Raw genomic sequence first — 15,497 nt, 5'->3', positions numbered from 1 at the left:
TTAATCGAAGAGGGAGTTTAATTGTTATTGACGACTTCAGTAATCTTCTGATCAATACTGTCGATCGTCTTATCGATGTCCTGCTTATTCATCAGATACAGTTCTGCTTCAGGGATTACCACATTTTTCGCTTCGTCCGCATATTTGGCAGGAACCGAAGCAGATCCAGGCATAGAATTCTTCATCGTGTATTTCAAAGATTCCACATTAATCTTCGAAGGATCCTTGGACGAATTTACGATCGTATCTACCAGCTTATCCGTATCGGATTTAGCCCAGCCGGAGAATACTCTTCCGCCAATCTCCAATCCCTGGGAGGTATACCATCTAACAAATTGATAGGCAGCTTCTTTATTTTTGGATTTTGACGCTACCGCCATATAAGTCGGTTGAACCGGAGAATAGTGCTGGCTTTCTCCTTCCAATTTAGGAAGCGGTGCAAATACCGTTTCAAAAGTAGCCGGGATGGCATCCGTACCTCCGGATTCCGCTACCATCCAGTCGCCGATTGGCAGCATGGCTGCAAGTCCGTTGAAATATTGGTTACGATAAGCTAGCTTCTGCGAAATAATGTCCTCATATGGATTTGCGCTCTTATCCTCATACATCATTCTTTTCATCATTTCAAGGTTTGACTTCAGGAGCGGGTCCTTGGCATTCGAGGTTCCATCGTTCTTCAGGAACGTATTGTCAGAAGGCTTGCTCATCAACTGCAATTGGAAATAATCCGGCCAGTTGTGAAGATAAGCACCAAATCGTTTCTCAGCGCCTTCCCCTTTGGTCAAGGTCTTCGCATATTGCTCGAAATCCTTCCAGGTCCAATCCGTTGGTACTGGCAAGCCTGCTTCATCCAGCATCGACTTGTTCAAAATAACAAACCAGCGTTGCATCGATGATGGAAGCGCATAAATCTTGCCGTTCACATGCGTATCTACCAAGTATTCATCCTCATATTTGTAGCCATCTTTCGCGATATAATCATCCAGCGGTTCGAACAAGCCGATATCCGCACGTTGAGTATAATTCGTATAAGGCAATTCCACGATATCCAGCTGATCATTTGATGCGGCCATCAGATCCAGCTTTTGCATCGAAGCTACCGAATCGCCCTTTTCATTCAGAAGATCCAGCTCTACTTTAATGTTCGGGTGCTCTTTCTCAAACTCAGGGATGATCTTGCTCCATTGTGCTTTTGCATCTGTCTGCCATGTGCTAAGCTTCAGCGTAACCTGCTCTGTCGCCGGCTTATCTCCGGAGTTGTTCGCACCATTCGCCTGTGGTTCCGTATTTTTTGCATTACCGCCACCGCATGCTGTAACCGTTAGAGCAAGAGACAAGCTTAACAACAATACTGACCATCTTTTCATCCTCATATAGACCCTCCTCTAAATACTATAGCTACTTAAGCGACTTCTTAAAGCTGAACTTAAGAATCTGCAGGGAACATTTCACCCGAAGCATTCATCTGTACAATCATCCGTTCAACTTTTCTTTAGTAATCGCTTACATCAACAGCCTACCATACTCAAATTGGTTTCGAAGTTTCCTATTTTTACGGAAGCGAAACTATTTTGACTTCCTTATCCCTTCACACCCCCCAGCGAGATTCCCTCAATAACCTGCTTCTGACCGATGGCAAAAATAATCAGCAACGGAAGAATAGCGGATACCGCCCCGGCCATCATCAAGGAATAGACATCTCCGTATTGATCCCCAAATAGTCTGATCCCAAGCTGAACCGTAAACAGCTCTTTTGATTTCAGGAAAATCAACGGGTATTGGTAATCATTCCAGGTCCAGATAAAACGAAGGATGGCATAGGTAGCCACGCCTGGGCGAATGAGCGGCAAAGCGATTTGCCAGAAGGTGCGGAAGTAACCCGCTCCGTCCATTTTCGCGGACTCAAGATACTCATTGTTAACGCCCATAAAGAACTGCTTCAACATGAAGGCTCCAATAATGCTGAAGCTGTTAAGCAAGATAAGACCCGTATGCGTGTTGATCAGATCGAACCAATTGAACAGTAAAAATTGCGGCACCAATGAAGCCTGAGGCGGTACCATGTACAGGGCAAGTACAAATACGAACATCGTATCCCTGCCCCAGAAGCGTAATTTGGAGAAGCCATAGGCCGCTAATGCGCAGACGATAACATTGATAACCGTCGTTGTGATGGTGATGTATATCGAGTTCCAGTAATAGCGCAGAAACTGACCGCTCCATACAGTTCTATAATTCTCTATAAGGTTCCAATGCTTCGGAATCCATTCAATCGGAAATTTAAATACATCCGTCTCGGGCTTAAAGGAAGTTGACAGCATCCAAATGAAAGGCAGTACGAATAAAATTCCGATCAGCGCCATGACGATCGTCCATATTAGTTTCGACATATTGATTTTCAATTTGAGTACCTCCTCTCGTTGAGTTATTAATAATTAACCCATTTTTTCTGGGCCAGCATTTGCAGGGTTGTAATGATGAGGCAGATGACAAACAGAACCAGCGCCATGCTCGAGGCGTAACCCGTCTTTAATTGGTTAAAGGCCGTATCATACAATTCATAGACGATAACCGTCGTAGAATTGGCCGGTCCCCCTTGTGTCAGCACCTGAATCAGATCGAAAATTTTGAACGTACCGATGATCCCTGTAACTAATAAGAAAAATGTCGTAGGCGATACGCAAGGCAATGTAATGCTGCGGAACTTCACCCATGCGTTTGCCCCATCAATCTCGGAAGCCTCATAGAGATCCTTAGGAATGGATTGCAATCCGGCTATGTAAATAATGATGTTGTAGCCGAGCATAATCCATAATTGAATCATCATCAGCGACGGCAGGGCATAATCGATATCGGCAAGCCACTTTGGCGGGTTATTTACGCCAAGCGAGATCAGCAAATTGTTGACCGGCCCCAGCGACGGATGGAACAACACCTGCCATACCATGGCTATAGCGACGATACTCGAAATATATGGAAGGAAATACACTACTTTAAAGAAACCCTTCATATAAATATGTTTATCGATCAGAATGGCTAGGAATAGTGCAACAATCATGGTAATTGGAACAATGATGACGAATATTAAATTGTTGACCAGGCTCTTCATGAACACGCTATCGTGAATCAGCTTTTCGAAATTGCCTAACCCGGCAAATTTCATAGCGCCGATTCCGGCAACAAAGTTCCAATTCGTGAAACTAAGCAGCAAGGAACCAATCACCGGAATCAAACTTAAAATGATCAGTCCCAGCATTAAGGGAGTGACAAATAAATACCCGGCGATCTGCTCCTTTATCCCCATGCTGAGCTGTAAGGATTTTTTGGACTGCTTCATTCTCTCTCCTCCTTGGCAGTTGTCTAGCAAATGTAGTATCTGTTGTACTTTCATTGTAAGAAAGCGCACTCTGCCTCATAAGAAATAGAAATGTGCATTTTGGAACGAATTTTACCTTTTGTTATTCAGAGCGGCATGATTTTAATAAAAAATATATTTTACAATCCCCAAAATTCGGAGTAGTATATGATCTTGGAAATTTTTAAATAGCCTAAAACAGCTTGTTTACGGGCAAAATGGAGTCACATTACATCGCTGGTGGTGCTTAACATGTTATCTGCAATTAAAAGGCTGCTTATTGGCCGACCTTTAAAATCCAATGAACTGGGGGAACAAAAGCTTAACAAGACAAAAGCCTTGGCGATTCTGTCTTCTGACGCCTTATCATCCATCGCTTATGGTCCGGAGCAAATTTTGCTCGTACTGATTACCATTAGTGCAGCAGCGCTCTGGTATTCCGTTCCAATCGCTATCGGGGTACTTATTCTGCTGCTGGCTCTTGTCTTATCGTATAGACAGATCATTTTCGCTTACCCGCACGGGGGCGGAGCGTACGTAGTTTCGAAGGATAATCTGGGGGTTAATCCTGGACTGCTTGCTGGAGGAGCTTTGCTCGTTGATTATATATTAACGGTTGCGGTTAGTATCTCAGCCGGAACGGATGCCATCACTTCCGCTTTTCCCGAGCTTCACCCTTACAATGTAGGTATTGCCTGCTCCCTGGTCCTCATCATTACGATTTTAAACCTGCGTGGAATTACGGAGTCGGCCTCTATCCTCGCATATCCTGTTTATATTTTTGTATTCGCCGTCTTTATCATGATCGGAACGGGAATTTTCAAGACATTATCCGGAAGCCTCGTACCGGAGCATCCTGCAGCTCTTGGCACTCCTGTGACCGGAATCAGCCTCTTCCTTCTGCTTCGGGCGTTTTCTTCAGGAAGCTCGGCCTTGACCGGGGTCGAAGCTATATCGAATGCGATTCCGAACTTTAAAGATCCCGCGCCCAGAAACGCTGCCAAGACGCTGGCCGCAATGGGAATATTGCTTGCCTTTTTGTTTAGCGGAATTATTTTCCTCGCTTATACTTATGGCATTGCTCCAAAGGGCCAAGAGACGGTCGTCTCGCAGATAGCCGCCATGACCTTTGGCAGAAACTTTATGTACTATTTCATTCAAGCGGCTACTGCGCTGATTCTAGTGCTCGCTGCCAATACCGGATATTCCGCTTTTCCGCTGCTCGCCGTCAATTTGGCGAAGGACAAATATATCGCCCGCATGTTCACCGTTCGGGGAGATCGCCTAGGCTACTCTAACGGGATTTTATTTTTAGCAGTAACTTCGATTCTGTTAATTGTCATGTTTAAGGGCGAAACTTCCCAACTTATCCCTCTGTATGCCGTAGGGGTATTTATTCCCTTTACACTAGCTCAGAGCGGAATGATGATGAAATGGATTCGTGAGAAGCCGGATGGATGGATTACAAAGCTAAGCATTAATGCAATTGGAGCTGTAATTAGCTTTACGGTCATGATGATCTTCTTCATTACCAAATTCCCGCAGGTCTGGCCTGTGTTCATTTTTCTGCCATTGATCGTTTTCATTTTCCACCGGATTCATAACCATTATGAGGCTGTCGGAGATCAATTAAGAATTACTTCTTATATGGAAGAGAATCCGATTAAAGGAAATGTCATTATCGTACCTGTCGCGGGGATTACCCATGTGGTAGAGAATTCATTGAATTATGCCAAATCCCTGAAACCGGATCAGATTTTTGCCGTCTACGTGGCCTTTGACAGAGAAACGGAGAAACAATTCGAGGCCAAATGGTGCCAGTTCCAACCGGATATTCGCTTGGTTACTTTGCATTCTCATTATCGGAGCATCATTAATCCGTTATCCAAATTCATCGATACGGTGGAGCATAAGGCCAGTGAGGACAATTACCGGGTAACTGTAGTGATTCCGCAATTTATTCCCAAGAAAAGCTGGCAGAACATTCTTCATAACCAGTCAAGCTTGTTGATACGCGCCTTCTTGCTCTACAGAAGGAACATCATTGTCACTACGGTTCCTTTCCATCTGAATAAATAACAAAAATTAATGCCCGCAACTTATCCCGTTGCGGGCATTTCAATGACATCTATCTATATATGAATCAAGCTTCCGACACAACGGTAAAGCGTTCGTTGATATGGGCAGGATGCTCGATCTCATCTACCACTGCGATTGCAAAATCCTCATAGCTGACATAACTGTCTCCTTTGGAGTTGACAAGCAGATGATCCTTCCCTGTCTGGTAAGCCCCAGTCCGTCTGCCGATTGCAAAGTTGGCCGATGGGCTCATGAAAGTCCATTCGATCGAATCGGTTGCTTGTAAAATCTCCAGATTCTTTCCTTGATTTGATGCCGTCGGAAGGAAGATATCCGGAAATCCCGGAGTATCCATCACTCGGGTTGTCTTCGCTTCGTCCACATACAGGCTGCCTGCTCCGCCAACTACGATCAGTCTCGTGTTCGGCGCTCCCTTCAGCGCTTCAATCAGCACGTTGCCGGCATCAACATGAAGATGCTCCTGGCCGGCCGGCGCCCCAAACGCATTGACTACAACATCAAAGCCCTTTACATCTGCTGCAGTTAACTCAAATACATCTTTCTCGATTACAGACACATTTTTATTGTCCAATTTGGAAGCATTACGCACGATTGCAGTTACCTCATGTCCGCGTTCCTGCGCTTCCTTCATAATACGACTGCCTGCTTTGCCTGTTGCTCCTACGATTGCGATCTTAGCCATTGTTATTACCTCCATTTATTGATGATATTTATATAGTAAGTTCTAACCAGCAATACTTAAGACCCTGACTGAACAACGAGACGAATACCGATTCCAAATGGATCAGTAAGTTCAATGAACCCGGCACCATGCTGATAGGTTACATCGGCATCATGCAGACGTCTCACTATATCTTGGGCAGCCTCCTGATCTGGAAGCGTTATGGTAAAATAGCGCAGCCCCGTGGCATCCTCCGGGTTCGGAGGCGCCCCGGCACCCGCCCATATATTTAATCCGATATGGTGATGATACCCACCGGCCGAAATGAATAGTGCATCATGTCCATAATGGGCAACAATATCGAAGCCCAGAACCTCCGTATAGAACTGTCTGGCCCGGTTCAGATCGCCAACATGGAAATGGACATGTCCGATCTTGGTTCCTGCCGGCAACCCACTCCACTCCGCCTGCTGTGACAGGTCCAGCAATCCTTCAATATCAACAGGGTCCGTAGTCATCTTATACTCACCCTGTTCATCTCTTAACCATGTCTCGCGCGGACGATCGGCATAAATCTCAATACCGTTACGGTCCGGATCATTCAGATACAGCGCTTCGCTGACGAGATGATCCCCTTGACCGACTGGAATTTGATGTTTAATCAGGTTGCGCAGGGCCAAGCCCAGAGACACCCGATCCGGAACGAGAATGGCAAAATGATATAGACCGGATACACTTCTGCCTTGCAGCACATGATATTGTTCACTCTCTTCCAGAATAAGCAGAACCGTCTTGCCATCAGCGGTAAGCTCAGCCAGTTGACCCTCTCGGCGCAGCAATTGGAGCCCAATCACTTCCTGATAGAAACGCAGCGAACGTTCTAAATTCGTAATCTTCAAACTTACAATCCCGATCTCTGCTTTAGGATGAATCGTTGCCTTCATTTCTATCCCTCCTTCTATCTATAATTGTTTAATGTAATCATTTCGGTTACAACACCTGTAATCATTATAGTTACAACTGTTTTTGTTGTCAATCATTAATTTGAGCTTAAGCTATGCAAGCCTGCAAAAAAGGAACCCGATCGCATATAAATGCTCCCGGGTTCCCTCTTGGATTAATGGATGTTATGTTATATATCAGAAAGACTAATATCTAACTCTCTATTTTTAAAATAGTATTTTTCGTCTTTCTCCCCAATTTCGCGCACAACCCGACATGGCACTCCAAATGCAACCACATTTGCAGGAATATCATTCATCACAACACTTCCTGCCCCAATTACTGAATGATCGCCGATGGTTACCCCCGGCAGTATTTGAACGCCTGAACCAATCCAAACATTGCTTCCTATATGTACAGGAAGATTATATACGTAATTTTGTTCCCTCAATACCGGTAAAATAGGATGGCCTGACGTAGCAATGACAACATTCGGTGCAATCATGCAATGATCTCCTACATAAATATGCGCATCGTCCACAAGGGTTAAATTAAAATTACAATATATCCCGCTTCCGAAATGCACATGATGACCACCCCAATTGGCATGTAATGGGGGTTCTATATGACAACCCTCGCCGATTTCTGCAAACATCTCCTTTAGCAGCTGCTGTCTCCTCGTTTGCTCTAAAGGTCTGGTGCTATTGTAATCATAAAGCTTCTCCATAAATTTAAGCTGTTCTCCCATAATTGCAGGATCATCATAACGGTATACCCGTCCTTTTTCTTTTCTCTCTTTCTGGGTCATACTATGGGTCATCACATGCTCCTCCTTTTTAGCTAATATCAAAATTGTATTTTATTATGCTTGGAACTTCTACAAACATCGACTATATTTATATCAAAATCGTATTTATATAAAAGAGGTGCAACGATGTCTTCACCCTTGGAAGTGTTCTCGGATTTATCGGAGCGGCTGCATTATAATCGGCCCGATTTCCCTCTATATGTTCATAAAGATCAATTGCTTCGATACGGATACGCCGCCGCATGTCACTGGCACCCGGATTTAGAGTTTATTTATGTACTGGACGGAGCAATGGATTTTTTTGTGAATGGAAGAATAGTTCATTTAGAGGCTCATCAGGGTATTTTCGTGAACAGCAAACGCATGCACTACGGATTTTCCGCAGATAGAGCAGATTGCACTTTCATTGCCGTTGTGATTCATCCTGTGTTGCTTTCTGAAAATTCGCAGCCTGTCAAAGTATATCTGGACGAGAAGTTCGGATTGGAAACCGAGAACTTCATTCTGATGACTCCCCGAATCGATTGGCAGCAGGAAGCTTTGGTCCTACTTCGCCAGATTTATGATGAGATGTTTAGCGATACCTGCAATCCATTGCGCTTGCTTGCGCAAGCCGTACTCCTTTGTGCCAATGTGGGAGAGCATATTCAGCAAGCTGCCACGTATGGTGCGAATGATCAAGCACAGACTTTAGTCTGGAAAATGACCGGATTCATTCACCAGCATTATGACAGGAAGATTACGCTTGATGATATCGCAGCCTCCGGGGCTGTGTGCAGAAGCAGATGCTGTGAATTGTTCAATAAATACATCGGCCAAACCCCGAATACCTATTTAATGAATTATCGGATCGCCAAAAGTTATGATCTGTTATGTGAAACAAACCGAACGATTTGTGAGATAGCGTTAACATGCGGCTTTCAAACCGCCAGCTATTTTTCATATGTATTTCGTAGAGAGACAGGCTTAACGCCCCAAAATTACCGTAAGCAACTGCTCTCGGCCCTCTGAATGCCTCGAAGTATTTGAAGCATCCCGCCGCCTAAGAGTACCTTGCATTTCAAACATATGAAAATCACCGGCATAGCCAGAGCCATGCCGGTGATAATTTGATTATTCCAATCCCCCTACTATCGCAGGAGGCTGAGTATTTATTATAATCGGATATTGTGGTTCCTTCATTTATGATTCACAGACATTAATTTCCTTGCCACCGATATCCTCAACAATATCCTGGAGCGTCACCTTCGCCAAGGCATCCTCCATCGCCTTCTGCGCTGCCGAGAAAATCGGCTCAATCGACGACTGGATATTCCTACCCACCGGACAGTCGGGATTCGGCTTCTCATGCACAGAGAACAGGCCATCCTCTTCCACAACATGCACGGCCCGGTATACATCAAGCAGGGTGATCTTCGAGATATCGCGGGCCAATTTAGCTCCGGCAACGCCCGGGCGAACATTGGCAAGACCGGCCTTGCTAAGCATGCTCATAATACGGCGAATAACGACTGGATTGGTGTTAACACTACCGGAAATATATTCTGAAGTAGAGACGCCATCTTTGTTCAGCTCGAGCAGTGACAATATATGAATAGCCACAGCAAATCTTGAACTGATCGTCATAGAGTATCTCCCCCTTTCGTCATCCATTGTAACAATGATAGTTACACTAACATGAAAATGTCAATAGTTTGTTGTAAAACGCAGCAATCATCCTTATAGATATTCGCCTATTATAGTCGATCCAGCAAGATCATCATATGCTCCAGCAAGGAAGCAAAGTCGTCCGCAATCTCCTCGCCGAATTTGCGGTGGAATTGCAGCGACACCTTCAACAGATGTGGAGCTTGCTTATCCCCGTAAGCCGTTCTGATCTCCAGTCTCGGCTGGTAGCGAGCGCCCCAGATCTCCTCGATCAATCGGATGATTTGCTTGCATTCTTCTTCAGGATCATGAATCGGGATAGAAAATACAGGCTGGATCGAGCAGCCCGGTTTATGGCCGTCCAGCTCCAGAATTTCGCTGGCTAAATCCGCTGTATCGGCCCACAGGCGAAGCTCTGCATGAATATGCTCCTTCTCCGGCAGACAAAATCGCAGGGAGTAATAGCGTGACATCGTAGACAATTCTATACGATCATGGCGGCCGATGACCAGAACCTGTCCGCTCAGGTCTAGATCATATACGGCCCCCTCCATCACAACCTTCAAATTTTCAAATATCGTCGGGTCAAACATGTTATACAACGACTCCCTCTCTAATCGGGATGTCCCTCCATCCCGTTAGTCTCCATCCTTTCTATTATACATTGTGCAGCAGCATTCTACATTAACCCGCTTGTCCGCAGAAAAAAAGAGCACATGGCCCCTTACAATAGGCGAAAGTACTCTTTAATCCGATCTATGCGCTTAGCTTCCATTGCTGAACTGACGATTATTCGTAGATAATCATATCGCGGAGTTGCTTGGCTAAATCAATGTACGGTCCCTCGGATAAATTATCAAATCCGAGATGGTTGGCCCGCATGCTTAATAACCGATCTCCTGGAGTAACGCCGAATTGCTTCCATGTTTCCTCCGGCAGGTGTATATACCGATCCTTGTCCAGATACGCCCAGCAGAAAAGCCGATGCTTAAACGTAACAGCCTCACCCGCAGGAACCGTAAAATTTTGTACCTGTGGCACATTATTAAAAATTGCGGCGAGCGGAGAGTTAGAAATCCTCTCCTTACAGAGAACGCTGAAGCCTTTCAGCGTATTCCGGCCAGACATTAGAATGACGTTGGATTCAGTAGTAATATAGTATTCCTGCAGGGCTTGATCCGACAGGCAGAAGGAGCCGTCAGGGAGTATTTTGCTCCAGGCGTAGAAATACTTCCCTGCTTTGGCGGTAACCGCCATAAATACCATCCCCCCGAGAGTTAATTCGATTAAGCGTTTGTTCAAAATCATGCGCTTTTGAACACCTACTATTTAGTAAATTAATCATCTCTTATGATGCCGGGATGGAGATATGATATTGATCACGGTTACATGATAAAAAGCTCACACCAATTATGATTTATGGATGTTGTATACTTTAAAGGCACGAATAGCAATTATTTTCATCATCATATATACCGGTATGGCCAGCAGCATCCCCAGAATTCCGGCAAAATCACCGGCAATCAACAACAGAATAATCGTTGTTAATGGATGGATATTAATGGTCCTGCCATAGATATAGGGCGAGATCAAATTTGCCTCGATCTGATGCGATACTACTACGACTACAATGACCCATATCACCATAGCCGGAGAAATAGTAAAGGCAACAATAACGCTAGGTATGGCTCCCAATAATGTTCCAAAATAAGGGATAAAGCTGAACAGGCCCATAACTAACGAGAGCATTAGCGGATAAGGCAGGCCTATAATCCAGAAGCCAACCAGGCTCATCACGGTAAGAACAACAGCATCGATCATCCGTCCTGCAATAAAACCTCGCAGCATGCCATCAATTTCCTGCAGAACCTGATCCCCATCTTCATGGTATTTGCTCGGAAGCGCACTGACCAGCATCGGTCTGACCCGACGATCTTCCTTTAGCATGTAGTACAACATAATCGGTACCGTACCGACTACGATAACAAAGTCATTCAAGAAGCTAAAAACATGCGATATGTAGCCGCTGGCTGCTTGAATCGCTGAGTTGGCATACTCCATCAGCTTATTCGTAATCGACAGATCCGATTCATTGAACATGGAGAAATAACGATTTTCCCGGATTTCATTCATCTGTGCTTGTAGTCCGTTAATCAGTTTCGGCACATTATTAATGAACTCGGTAATCTGATGCTCCAGCGGTGGCCAGACAACGACCAGAAAGACCGTAATTACGCCCGCAAACATGAGGTAGATCAGCAGAATCGACAGAACCCGATTCATCCGCTTCTCTTCCAAATAGATCACGATCGGACGCAGCAGGTAATACAGGAAAGCAGAAATTGTCAGCGGAACGATCAGTATTTGAACCAAGGTAACAATTGGATTAAAGATAAAGCTGACCTTGGATAATAAATAGATGATCGTTAACGCCATAATAATACCAAGACTTCTTCGGTAGTACGGTTTATCCATCAAGGGCTGTCACCTCAGTCCTTTCGCAGAATTACCCTATTCTTCTACTGAATATGTATTCCAGGCTGCGTCCAGCAGACCATCGAACCATTCGTCGTCCTGCTCGATCCGTTCATCTACCGCCAGAAGCTCTTCTTCGTCCCCTGATTCCTTGGCAAAATGAAGGCTGTAATCCCAGTCCCGACTGTTCTTGCTGAAAAATGTAATCTCATAATTCGCCTTATGTGAGTCAATCTGAAAAATCGTCTTGCCTACATAAGTCCCATCTTCATTTTTATACATCTCGGATTGTAGTACATTAAAATTCATTATGGTTTGCTCCTTTATTTCATGGATTCGATATTCCCATAGTTTTCAATTATAATCATTATTCGAGGCAGAAGCACCTCCTTACTGCAATATCGTAACATTTTTTTGATCAATAGCAATAACCACAATGATGAGGTGAAGATTGATTGTCACAGCGAAAAAAAGCACCGCGCTCTCTGACACCGGCCGAAATCTTATCCTACGGCTTCAGCATTATTATTATCATTGGCGCATTTCTGCTATCTCTGCCCATTTCCTCCGTGAACGGGCATAAGTTGAATTTGGTAGACGCCTTCTTCACAGCTACCTCGGCTACTTGTGTAACCGGACTGGCTGTTGTAGATACTGGCGTCCATTTTACATTGTTTGGTCAGATCGTTATCCTCTTACTTACTCAACTGGGCGGTCTGGGCTTCATGACCTTCGGAACGTTGATTGCTCTTGCTCTGAACCGACGGATTACACTCAAGGATCGTCTCGTACTGCAGGAAGCGATCAATTACAATTCCATGGACGGCCTGCTCGCACTGATACGCCGCGTCATCTACTATACGATTACGATTGAAGGCACCGGGGCTCTGCTGCTGGCTGCCCGCTGGGCTATGGAGATGCCGCTTGGCAAGGCCATGTATTTCGGTATTTTCCATAGTATATCGGTATTCAACAACGGCGGCTTTGATCTGTTCGGATCCTACTACAGTTCTAGCGGATTTGGTCATTTTCGCAATGATCTATACATAAATATCGTTGTTATGATGCTTATTTTCCTCGGCGGTATAGGGTTTATCGTCATTCATGATCTGCTGCAGTACCCTAAATCCAAAAAATTATCTCTGCATTCGAAGATTGTATTAACAATGTCGGGTTGTCTGATCCTGGTCGGTGCGCTCGTTATTTTCGCCATCGAAATATTCAATCCCGCTACCCTTGGAGAATTGCCGCTAGGTCAGCAAATATCGGCGGCTTTCTTCCATTCCATCAGTTCCAGATCCGGAGGGGTCAGTACGGTAGATGTCAGCAGCATGAGCCATTCCACCCAATTTTTCATCGTGCTGCTTATGTTTATCGGTGCGGCTCCCGGTTCGACTGGTGGAGGAATCAAAGTCACCGTCTTTGCGATTCTGCTCGGGGCAGTGTATTCCATGATCCGCGGCAGGCAGGATATCGTCTTCTTTAAAAAGCGACTGCCCCAGGAGTCGATTCTGCGTGCTATTACGCAGACGTTGATGGCCCTGTCTCTGGTCATCTCCGTATCGATGGTATTGTCGGCATTGGAGGATCGAGAGCTTCTTCCCCTTCTGTTCGAGACGACCTCCGCCTTCGCAACAACGGGGCTTAGTCTCGATTTGACGCCAAAGCTAACCATGATTAGCAAAATTATACTTTGCTTTGTGATGTTCATCGGACGGATTGGACCTTTGACACTAGCCTACGCGATAAGGCCAAAGCCCAAGAAGGACCTGTTGCGCTATCCGGAAGGAAAAATTACCATCGGTTAAATAAATCCTCGTTCTTGTTGGATAGTAACGGTAATTCGTAGTATGATAATAGAATAACCCTTTTTAATTGGAGGAGTAACTATGGCTATTGAGAATTTTCAAGAGAAACTGCAGAAGTATGCCGAACTAGCTGTCAAAATCGGTGTAAATGTGCAAAAGGGCCAGGCCCTGATCGTCAATGCTACTATTGATTCTGCAGAACTTGTGCGTATTATCGTGAAACAGGCCTATGAAGCAGGAGCCAGAACAGTCAAAGTGAACTGGAGCGATGATACGATCACTCGCCTTCGTTACGACATGGCCGCTGAAGAATCGTTCCTCGATGAGCCTAAATGGTACGCTGGTGAAATGCTTGAACTCGTTGAGAACGGCGCTGCTGTACTTCACGTCATCTCCTCTGATCCGGACCTTCTTAACGGTGTATCAACAACACGGATTACAAACCATCAGAAGACCTACGGAGCTGCCATGAGCAAGTACCGCGCATTACAGATGGCGGACAAGTTCAGTTGGTCCATCGTTGCTGTTCCTTCCCCATCCTGGGCCGCTAAGGTCTTCCCGAACTTGCCGGAGGACAAGCAGGTTGAAGCGCTATGGGAAGCCATTTTCCGCACGGTTCGCCTCGATCAGCCAGACCCTGTCGCTGCATGGCGCGAGCATATCAAGACATTGTCAGAGAAAGCTGATTATTTGAACAACAAGAAATACAAGAAATTGCATTATATCGCACCAGGAACCGACCTGACGATCGAGCTGCCAAAAGGACATCTGTGGGTTGCTGCCGAGAGCATCAACGCCCAGGGCAATACGTTCCTGGCTAACATGCCTACAGAGGAAGTATTCACCGCTCCGCAAAGAGATGGTGTTAACGGCACCGTATCAAGTACGAAACCGCTAAGCTACAATGGCAACATTATTGACGGCTTCAAATTAACCTTTGAGAACGGCCGTATCATCGACAGCTCTGCCCAAGTTGGCGAATCCGTTCTGAAGCATCTGATTGAACTGGACGAAGGCTCCCACTATCTTGGTGAAGTGGCGCTGGTTCCTCATGGTTCACCGATCTCCCAATCGGGTATCCTGTTCTACAACACGCTGTTCGACGAGAACGCCTCGAACCATCTGGCGATCGGCAACGCTTATGCCTTCAACCTGGAAGGCGGCAAAGCAATGAGCAAGGATGAGCTATTTGAAGCCGGATTGAACTCCAGCTTCGCCCATGAAGACTTCATGGTCGGCTCCGGCGAGATGGACATCTTCGGAGTAACCGAAGACGGCCAGGAAGAACCAATCTTCAAGCAAGGCGCTTGGGCGTTCTAAATAATGCTCTTGAGCCATGTGCATTCACACGGTCGTATGGGGTTGTCTCCCAAGTCGATTATCCGACTTGGGGACAGCCCCTTTTTTGCGTCAAAAGTGGGGGATTCACGGGACTTAAGATACCGTTTTTTGCGCCACAAAGGCGGGGGAATACACAGGGAATTGGGGCGCCGTTTTCGCGCCAATGACGTGGGCTGCACGGGGACTGGGACTCCGTTTTTTTCGCCAATGACGGAGATTCATGGGGACTGAGGACTCCGTTTTTCACCAAGGACAGGGATTCACGGGAACTGAGGACTCCGTTTTTCACCAAGGACAGGGATTCATGGGAACTGGGACTCCGTTTTTCGCCAAGGACAGGGATTCACGGGAACTGGGACT

General features: G+C 45.6%; 15 protein-coding genes. 4 read left to right on the top strand and 11 right to left on the bottom strand.

Features of this window, described 5'->3' with window-relative positions; all coding sequences use genetic code 11:
- Nucleotides 1-17: 17 nt before the first annotated feature.
- The 3 genes from DMN77_RS09790 to DMN77_RS09780 all read right to left on the bottom strand — a co-directional run bounded on the left by DMN77_RS09790 (nucleotide 18) and on the right by DMN77_RS09780 (nucleotide 3,337).
- Nucleotides 18-1,367, bottom strand: a complete 1,350-nt coding sequence (locus tag DMN77_RS09790) for an ABC transporter substrate-binding protein (RefSeq protein ID WP_229521051.1) — start codon at nucleotides 1,365-1,367, stop codon at nucleotides 18-20.
- A gap of 213 nt (nucleotides 1,368-1,580) precedes the next feature.
- Nucleotides 1,581-2,390, bottom strand: coding sequence for a carbohydrate ABC transporter permease (locus DMN77_RS09785; RefSeq protein WP_068781521.1), 810 nt, complete (start codon nucleotides 2,388-2,390; stop codon nucleotides 1,581-1,583).
- 38 nt (nucleotides 2,391-2,428) lie between these two features.
- Entirely contained in the window at nucleotides 2,429-3,337 is a 909-nt protein-coding gene (locus DMN77_RS09780; protein ID WP_068781412.1) for a carbohydrate ABC transporter permease, read from the bottom strand.
- A gap of 270 nt (nucleotides 3,338-3,607) precedes the next feature.
- On the opposite strand from DMN77_RS09780, the gene DMN77_RS09775 reads away from it, so the two are divergent.
- Nucleotides 3,608-5,434 carry an APC family permease gene (locus DMN77_RS09775; RefSeq protein ID WP_179014704.1) on the top strand — a complete coding sequence of 609 codons (1,827 nt, stop codon included), beginning with the start codon at nucleotides 3,608-3,610 and terminating at the stop codon, nucleotides 5,432-5,434.
- A gap of 64 nt (nucleotides 5,435-5,498) precedes the next feature.
- Here the strand turns inward: DMN77_RS09775 and DMN77_RS09770 are convergent, their stop codons facing one another.
- From DMN77_RS09770 to DMN77_RS09760, 3 genes are all read right to left on the bottom strand, one after another.
- A complete protein-coding gene (locus DMN77_RS09770) occupies nucleotides 5,499-6,137 on the bottom strand; it encodes an NAD(P)-dependent oxidoreductase (protein ID WP_372775691.1) in 639 nt (212 codons plus the stop codon).
- 56 nt (nucleotides 6,138-6,193) lie between these two features.
- Nucleotides 6,194-7,060: a VOC family protein gene (locus DMN77_RS09765; RefSeq protein ID WP_068781415.1), complete on the bottom strand. Its 867-nt coding sequence runs from the start codon at nucleotides 7,058-7,060 to the stop codon at nucleotides 6,194-6,196.
- Nucleotides 7,061-7,248: 188 nt separating this feature from the next.
- On the bottom strand, nucleotides 7,249-7,878 hold the full coding sequence (locus DMN77_RS09760; RefSeq protein ID WP_256872333.1) for a sugar O-acetyltransferase: 630 nt from the start codon (nucleotides 7,876-7,878) through the stop codon (nucleotides 7,249-7,251).
- 114 nt (nucleotides 7,879-7,992) lie between these two features.
- Between DMN77_RS09760 and DMN77_RS09755 the strand changes: the two genes are divergently transcribed.
- Nucleotides 7,993-8,877 (top strand): helix-turn-helix transcriptional regulator, encoded by an 885-nt coding sequence (locus DMN77_RS09755; protein ID WP_068781416.1) that lies wholly within the window; start codon nucleotides 7,993-7,995, stop codon nucleotides 8,875-8,877.
- 171 nt (nucleotides 8,878-9,048) lie between these two features.
- Here DMN77_RS09755 and DMN77_RS09750 read toward each other — a convergent pair whose 3' ends face one another.
- The 5 genes from DMN77_RS09750 to DMN77_RS09730 form a co-directional block, all read right to left on the bottom strand.
- A complete protein-coding gene (locus tag DMN77_RS09750; RefSeq protein WP_068781417.1) occupies nucleotides 9,049-9,492 on the bottom strand; it encodes an Rrf2 family transcriptional regulator in 444 nt (147 codons plus the stop codon).
- A gap of 110 nt (nucleotides 9,493-9,602) precedes the next feature.
- Entirely contained in the window at nucleotides 9,603-10,115 is a 513-nt protein-coding gene (locus tag DMN77_RS09745; protein WP_179014701.1) for a hypothetical protein, read from the bottom strand.
- 187 nt (nucleotides 10,116-10,302) lie between these two features.
- A complete protein-coding gene (locus DMN77_RS09740) occupies nucleotides 10,303-10,821 on the bottom strand; it encodes a hypothetical protein (protein ID WP_229521053.1) in 519 nt (172 codons plus the stop codon).
- A 102-nt stretch (nucleotides 10,822-10,923) separates the two neighbouring features.
- Nucleotides 10,924-11,988 carry an AI-2E family transporter gene (locus DMN77_RS09735; protein WP_068781419.1) on the bottom strand — a complete coding sequence of 355 codons (1,065 nt, stop codon included), beginning with the start codon at nucleotides 11,986-11,988 and terminating at the stop codon, nucleotides 10,924-10,926.
- Nucleotides 11,989-12,024: 36 nt separating this feature from the next.
- The gene (locus DMN77_RS09730; RefSeq protein WP_068781420.1) at nucleotides 12,025-12,297 is read right to left on the bottom strand and encodes a hypothetical protein; all 273 of its coding nucleotides are present in this window, start codon (nucleotides 12,295-12,297) and stop codon (nucleotides 12,025-12,027) included.
- 146 nt (nucleotides 12,298-12,443) lie between these two features.
- Between DMN77_RS09730 and DMN77_RS09725 the strand changes: the two genes are divergently transcribed.
- Together DMN77_RS09725 and DMN77_RS09720 are read left to right on the top strand one after the other, a co-directional pair.
- Entirely contained in the window at nucleotides 12,444-13,796 is a 1,353-nt protein-coding gene (locus DMN77_RS09725) for a TrkH family potassium uptake protein (RefSeq protein WP_068781421.1), read from the top strand.
- A gap of 87 nt (nucleotides 13,797-13,883) precedes the next feature.
- Nucleotides 13,884-15,116, top strand: coding sequence for an aminopeptidase (locus DMN77_RS09720; protein ID WP_068781524.1), 1,233 nt, complete (start codon nucleotides 13,884-13,886; stop codon nucleotides 15,114-15,116).
- Nucleotides 15,117-15,497 lie beyond the last annotated feature (381 nt).

This window comes from Paenibacillus sp. 79R4, from assembly GCF_013393165.1.
GTDB lineage: Bacteria > Bacillota > Bacilli > Paenibacillales > Paenibacillaceae > Fontibacillus.
The sequence above is the reverse complement of the archived record's forward strand: the minus strand, read 5'-3'. Positions and strand labels throughout refer to the sequence as shown.

Coding starts and splice junctions, on each gene's coding strand:
- DMN77_RS09760 (WP_256872333.1), bottom strand. CDS start 7,878: ATGACCCATAGTATGACCCAGAAAGAGAGAAAAGAAAAAGGACGGGTA.
- DMN77_RS09765 (WP_068781415.1), bottom strand. CDS start 7,060: ATGAAGGCAACGATTCATCCTAAAGCAGAGATCGGGATTGTAAGTTTG.
- DMN77_RS09780 (WP_068781412.1), bottom strand. CDS start 3,337: ATGAAGCAGTCCAAAAAATCCTTACAGCTCAGCATGGGGATAAAGGAG.
- DMN77_RS09755 (WP_068781416.1), top strand. CDS start 7,993: ATGTCTTCACCCTTGGAAGTGTTCTCGGATTTATCGGAGCGGCTGCAT.
- DMN77_RS09735 (WP_068781419.1), bottom strand. CDS start 11,988: ATGGATAAACCGTACTACCGAAGAAGTCTTGGTATTATTATGGCGTTA.
- DMN77_RS09775 (WP_179014704.1), top strand. CDS start 3,608: ATGTTATCTGCAATTAAAAGGCTGCTTATTGGCCGACCTTTAAAATCC.
- DMN77_RS09790 (WP_229521051.1), bottom strand. CDS start 1,367: ATGAAAAGATGGTCAGTATTGTTGTTAAGCTTGTCTCTTGCTCTAACG.
- DMN77_RS09730 (WP_068781420.1), bottom strand. CDS start 12,297: ATGAATTTTAATGTACTACAATCCGAGATGTATAAAAATGAAGATGGG.
- DMN77_RS09750 (WP_068781417.1), bottom strand. CDS start 9,492: ATGACGATCAGTTCAAGATTTGCTGTGGCTATTCATATATTGTCACTG.
- DMN77_RS09770 (WP_372775691.1), bottom strand. CDS start 6,137: ATGGCTAAGATCGCAATCGTAGGAGCAACAGGCAAAGCAGGCAGTCGT.
- DMN77_RS09740 (WP_229521053.1), bottom strand. CDS start 10,821: ATGATTTTGAACAAACGCTTAATCGAATTAACTCTCGGGGGGATGGTA.
- DMN77_RS09785 (WP_068781521.1), bottom strand. CDS start 2,390: ATGTCGAAACTAATATGGACGATCGTCATGGCGCTGATCGGAATTTTA.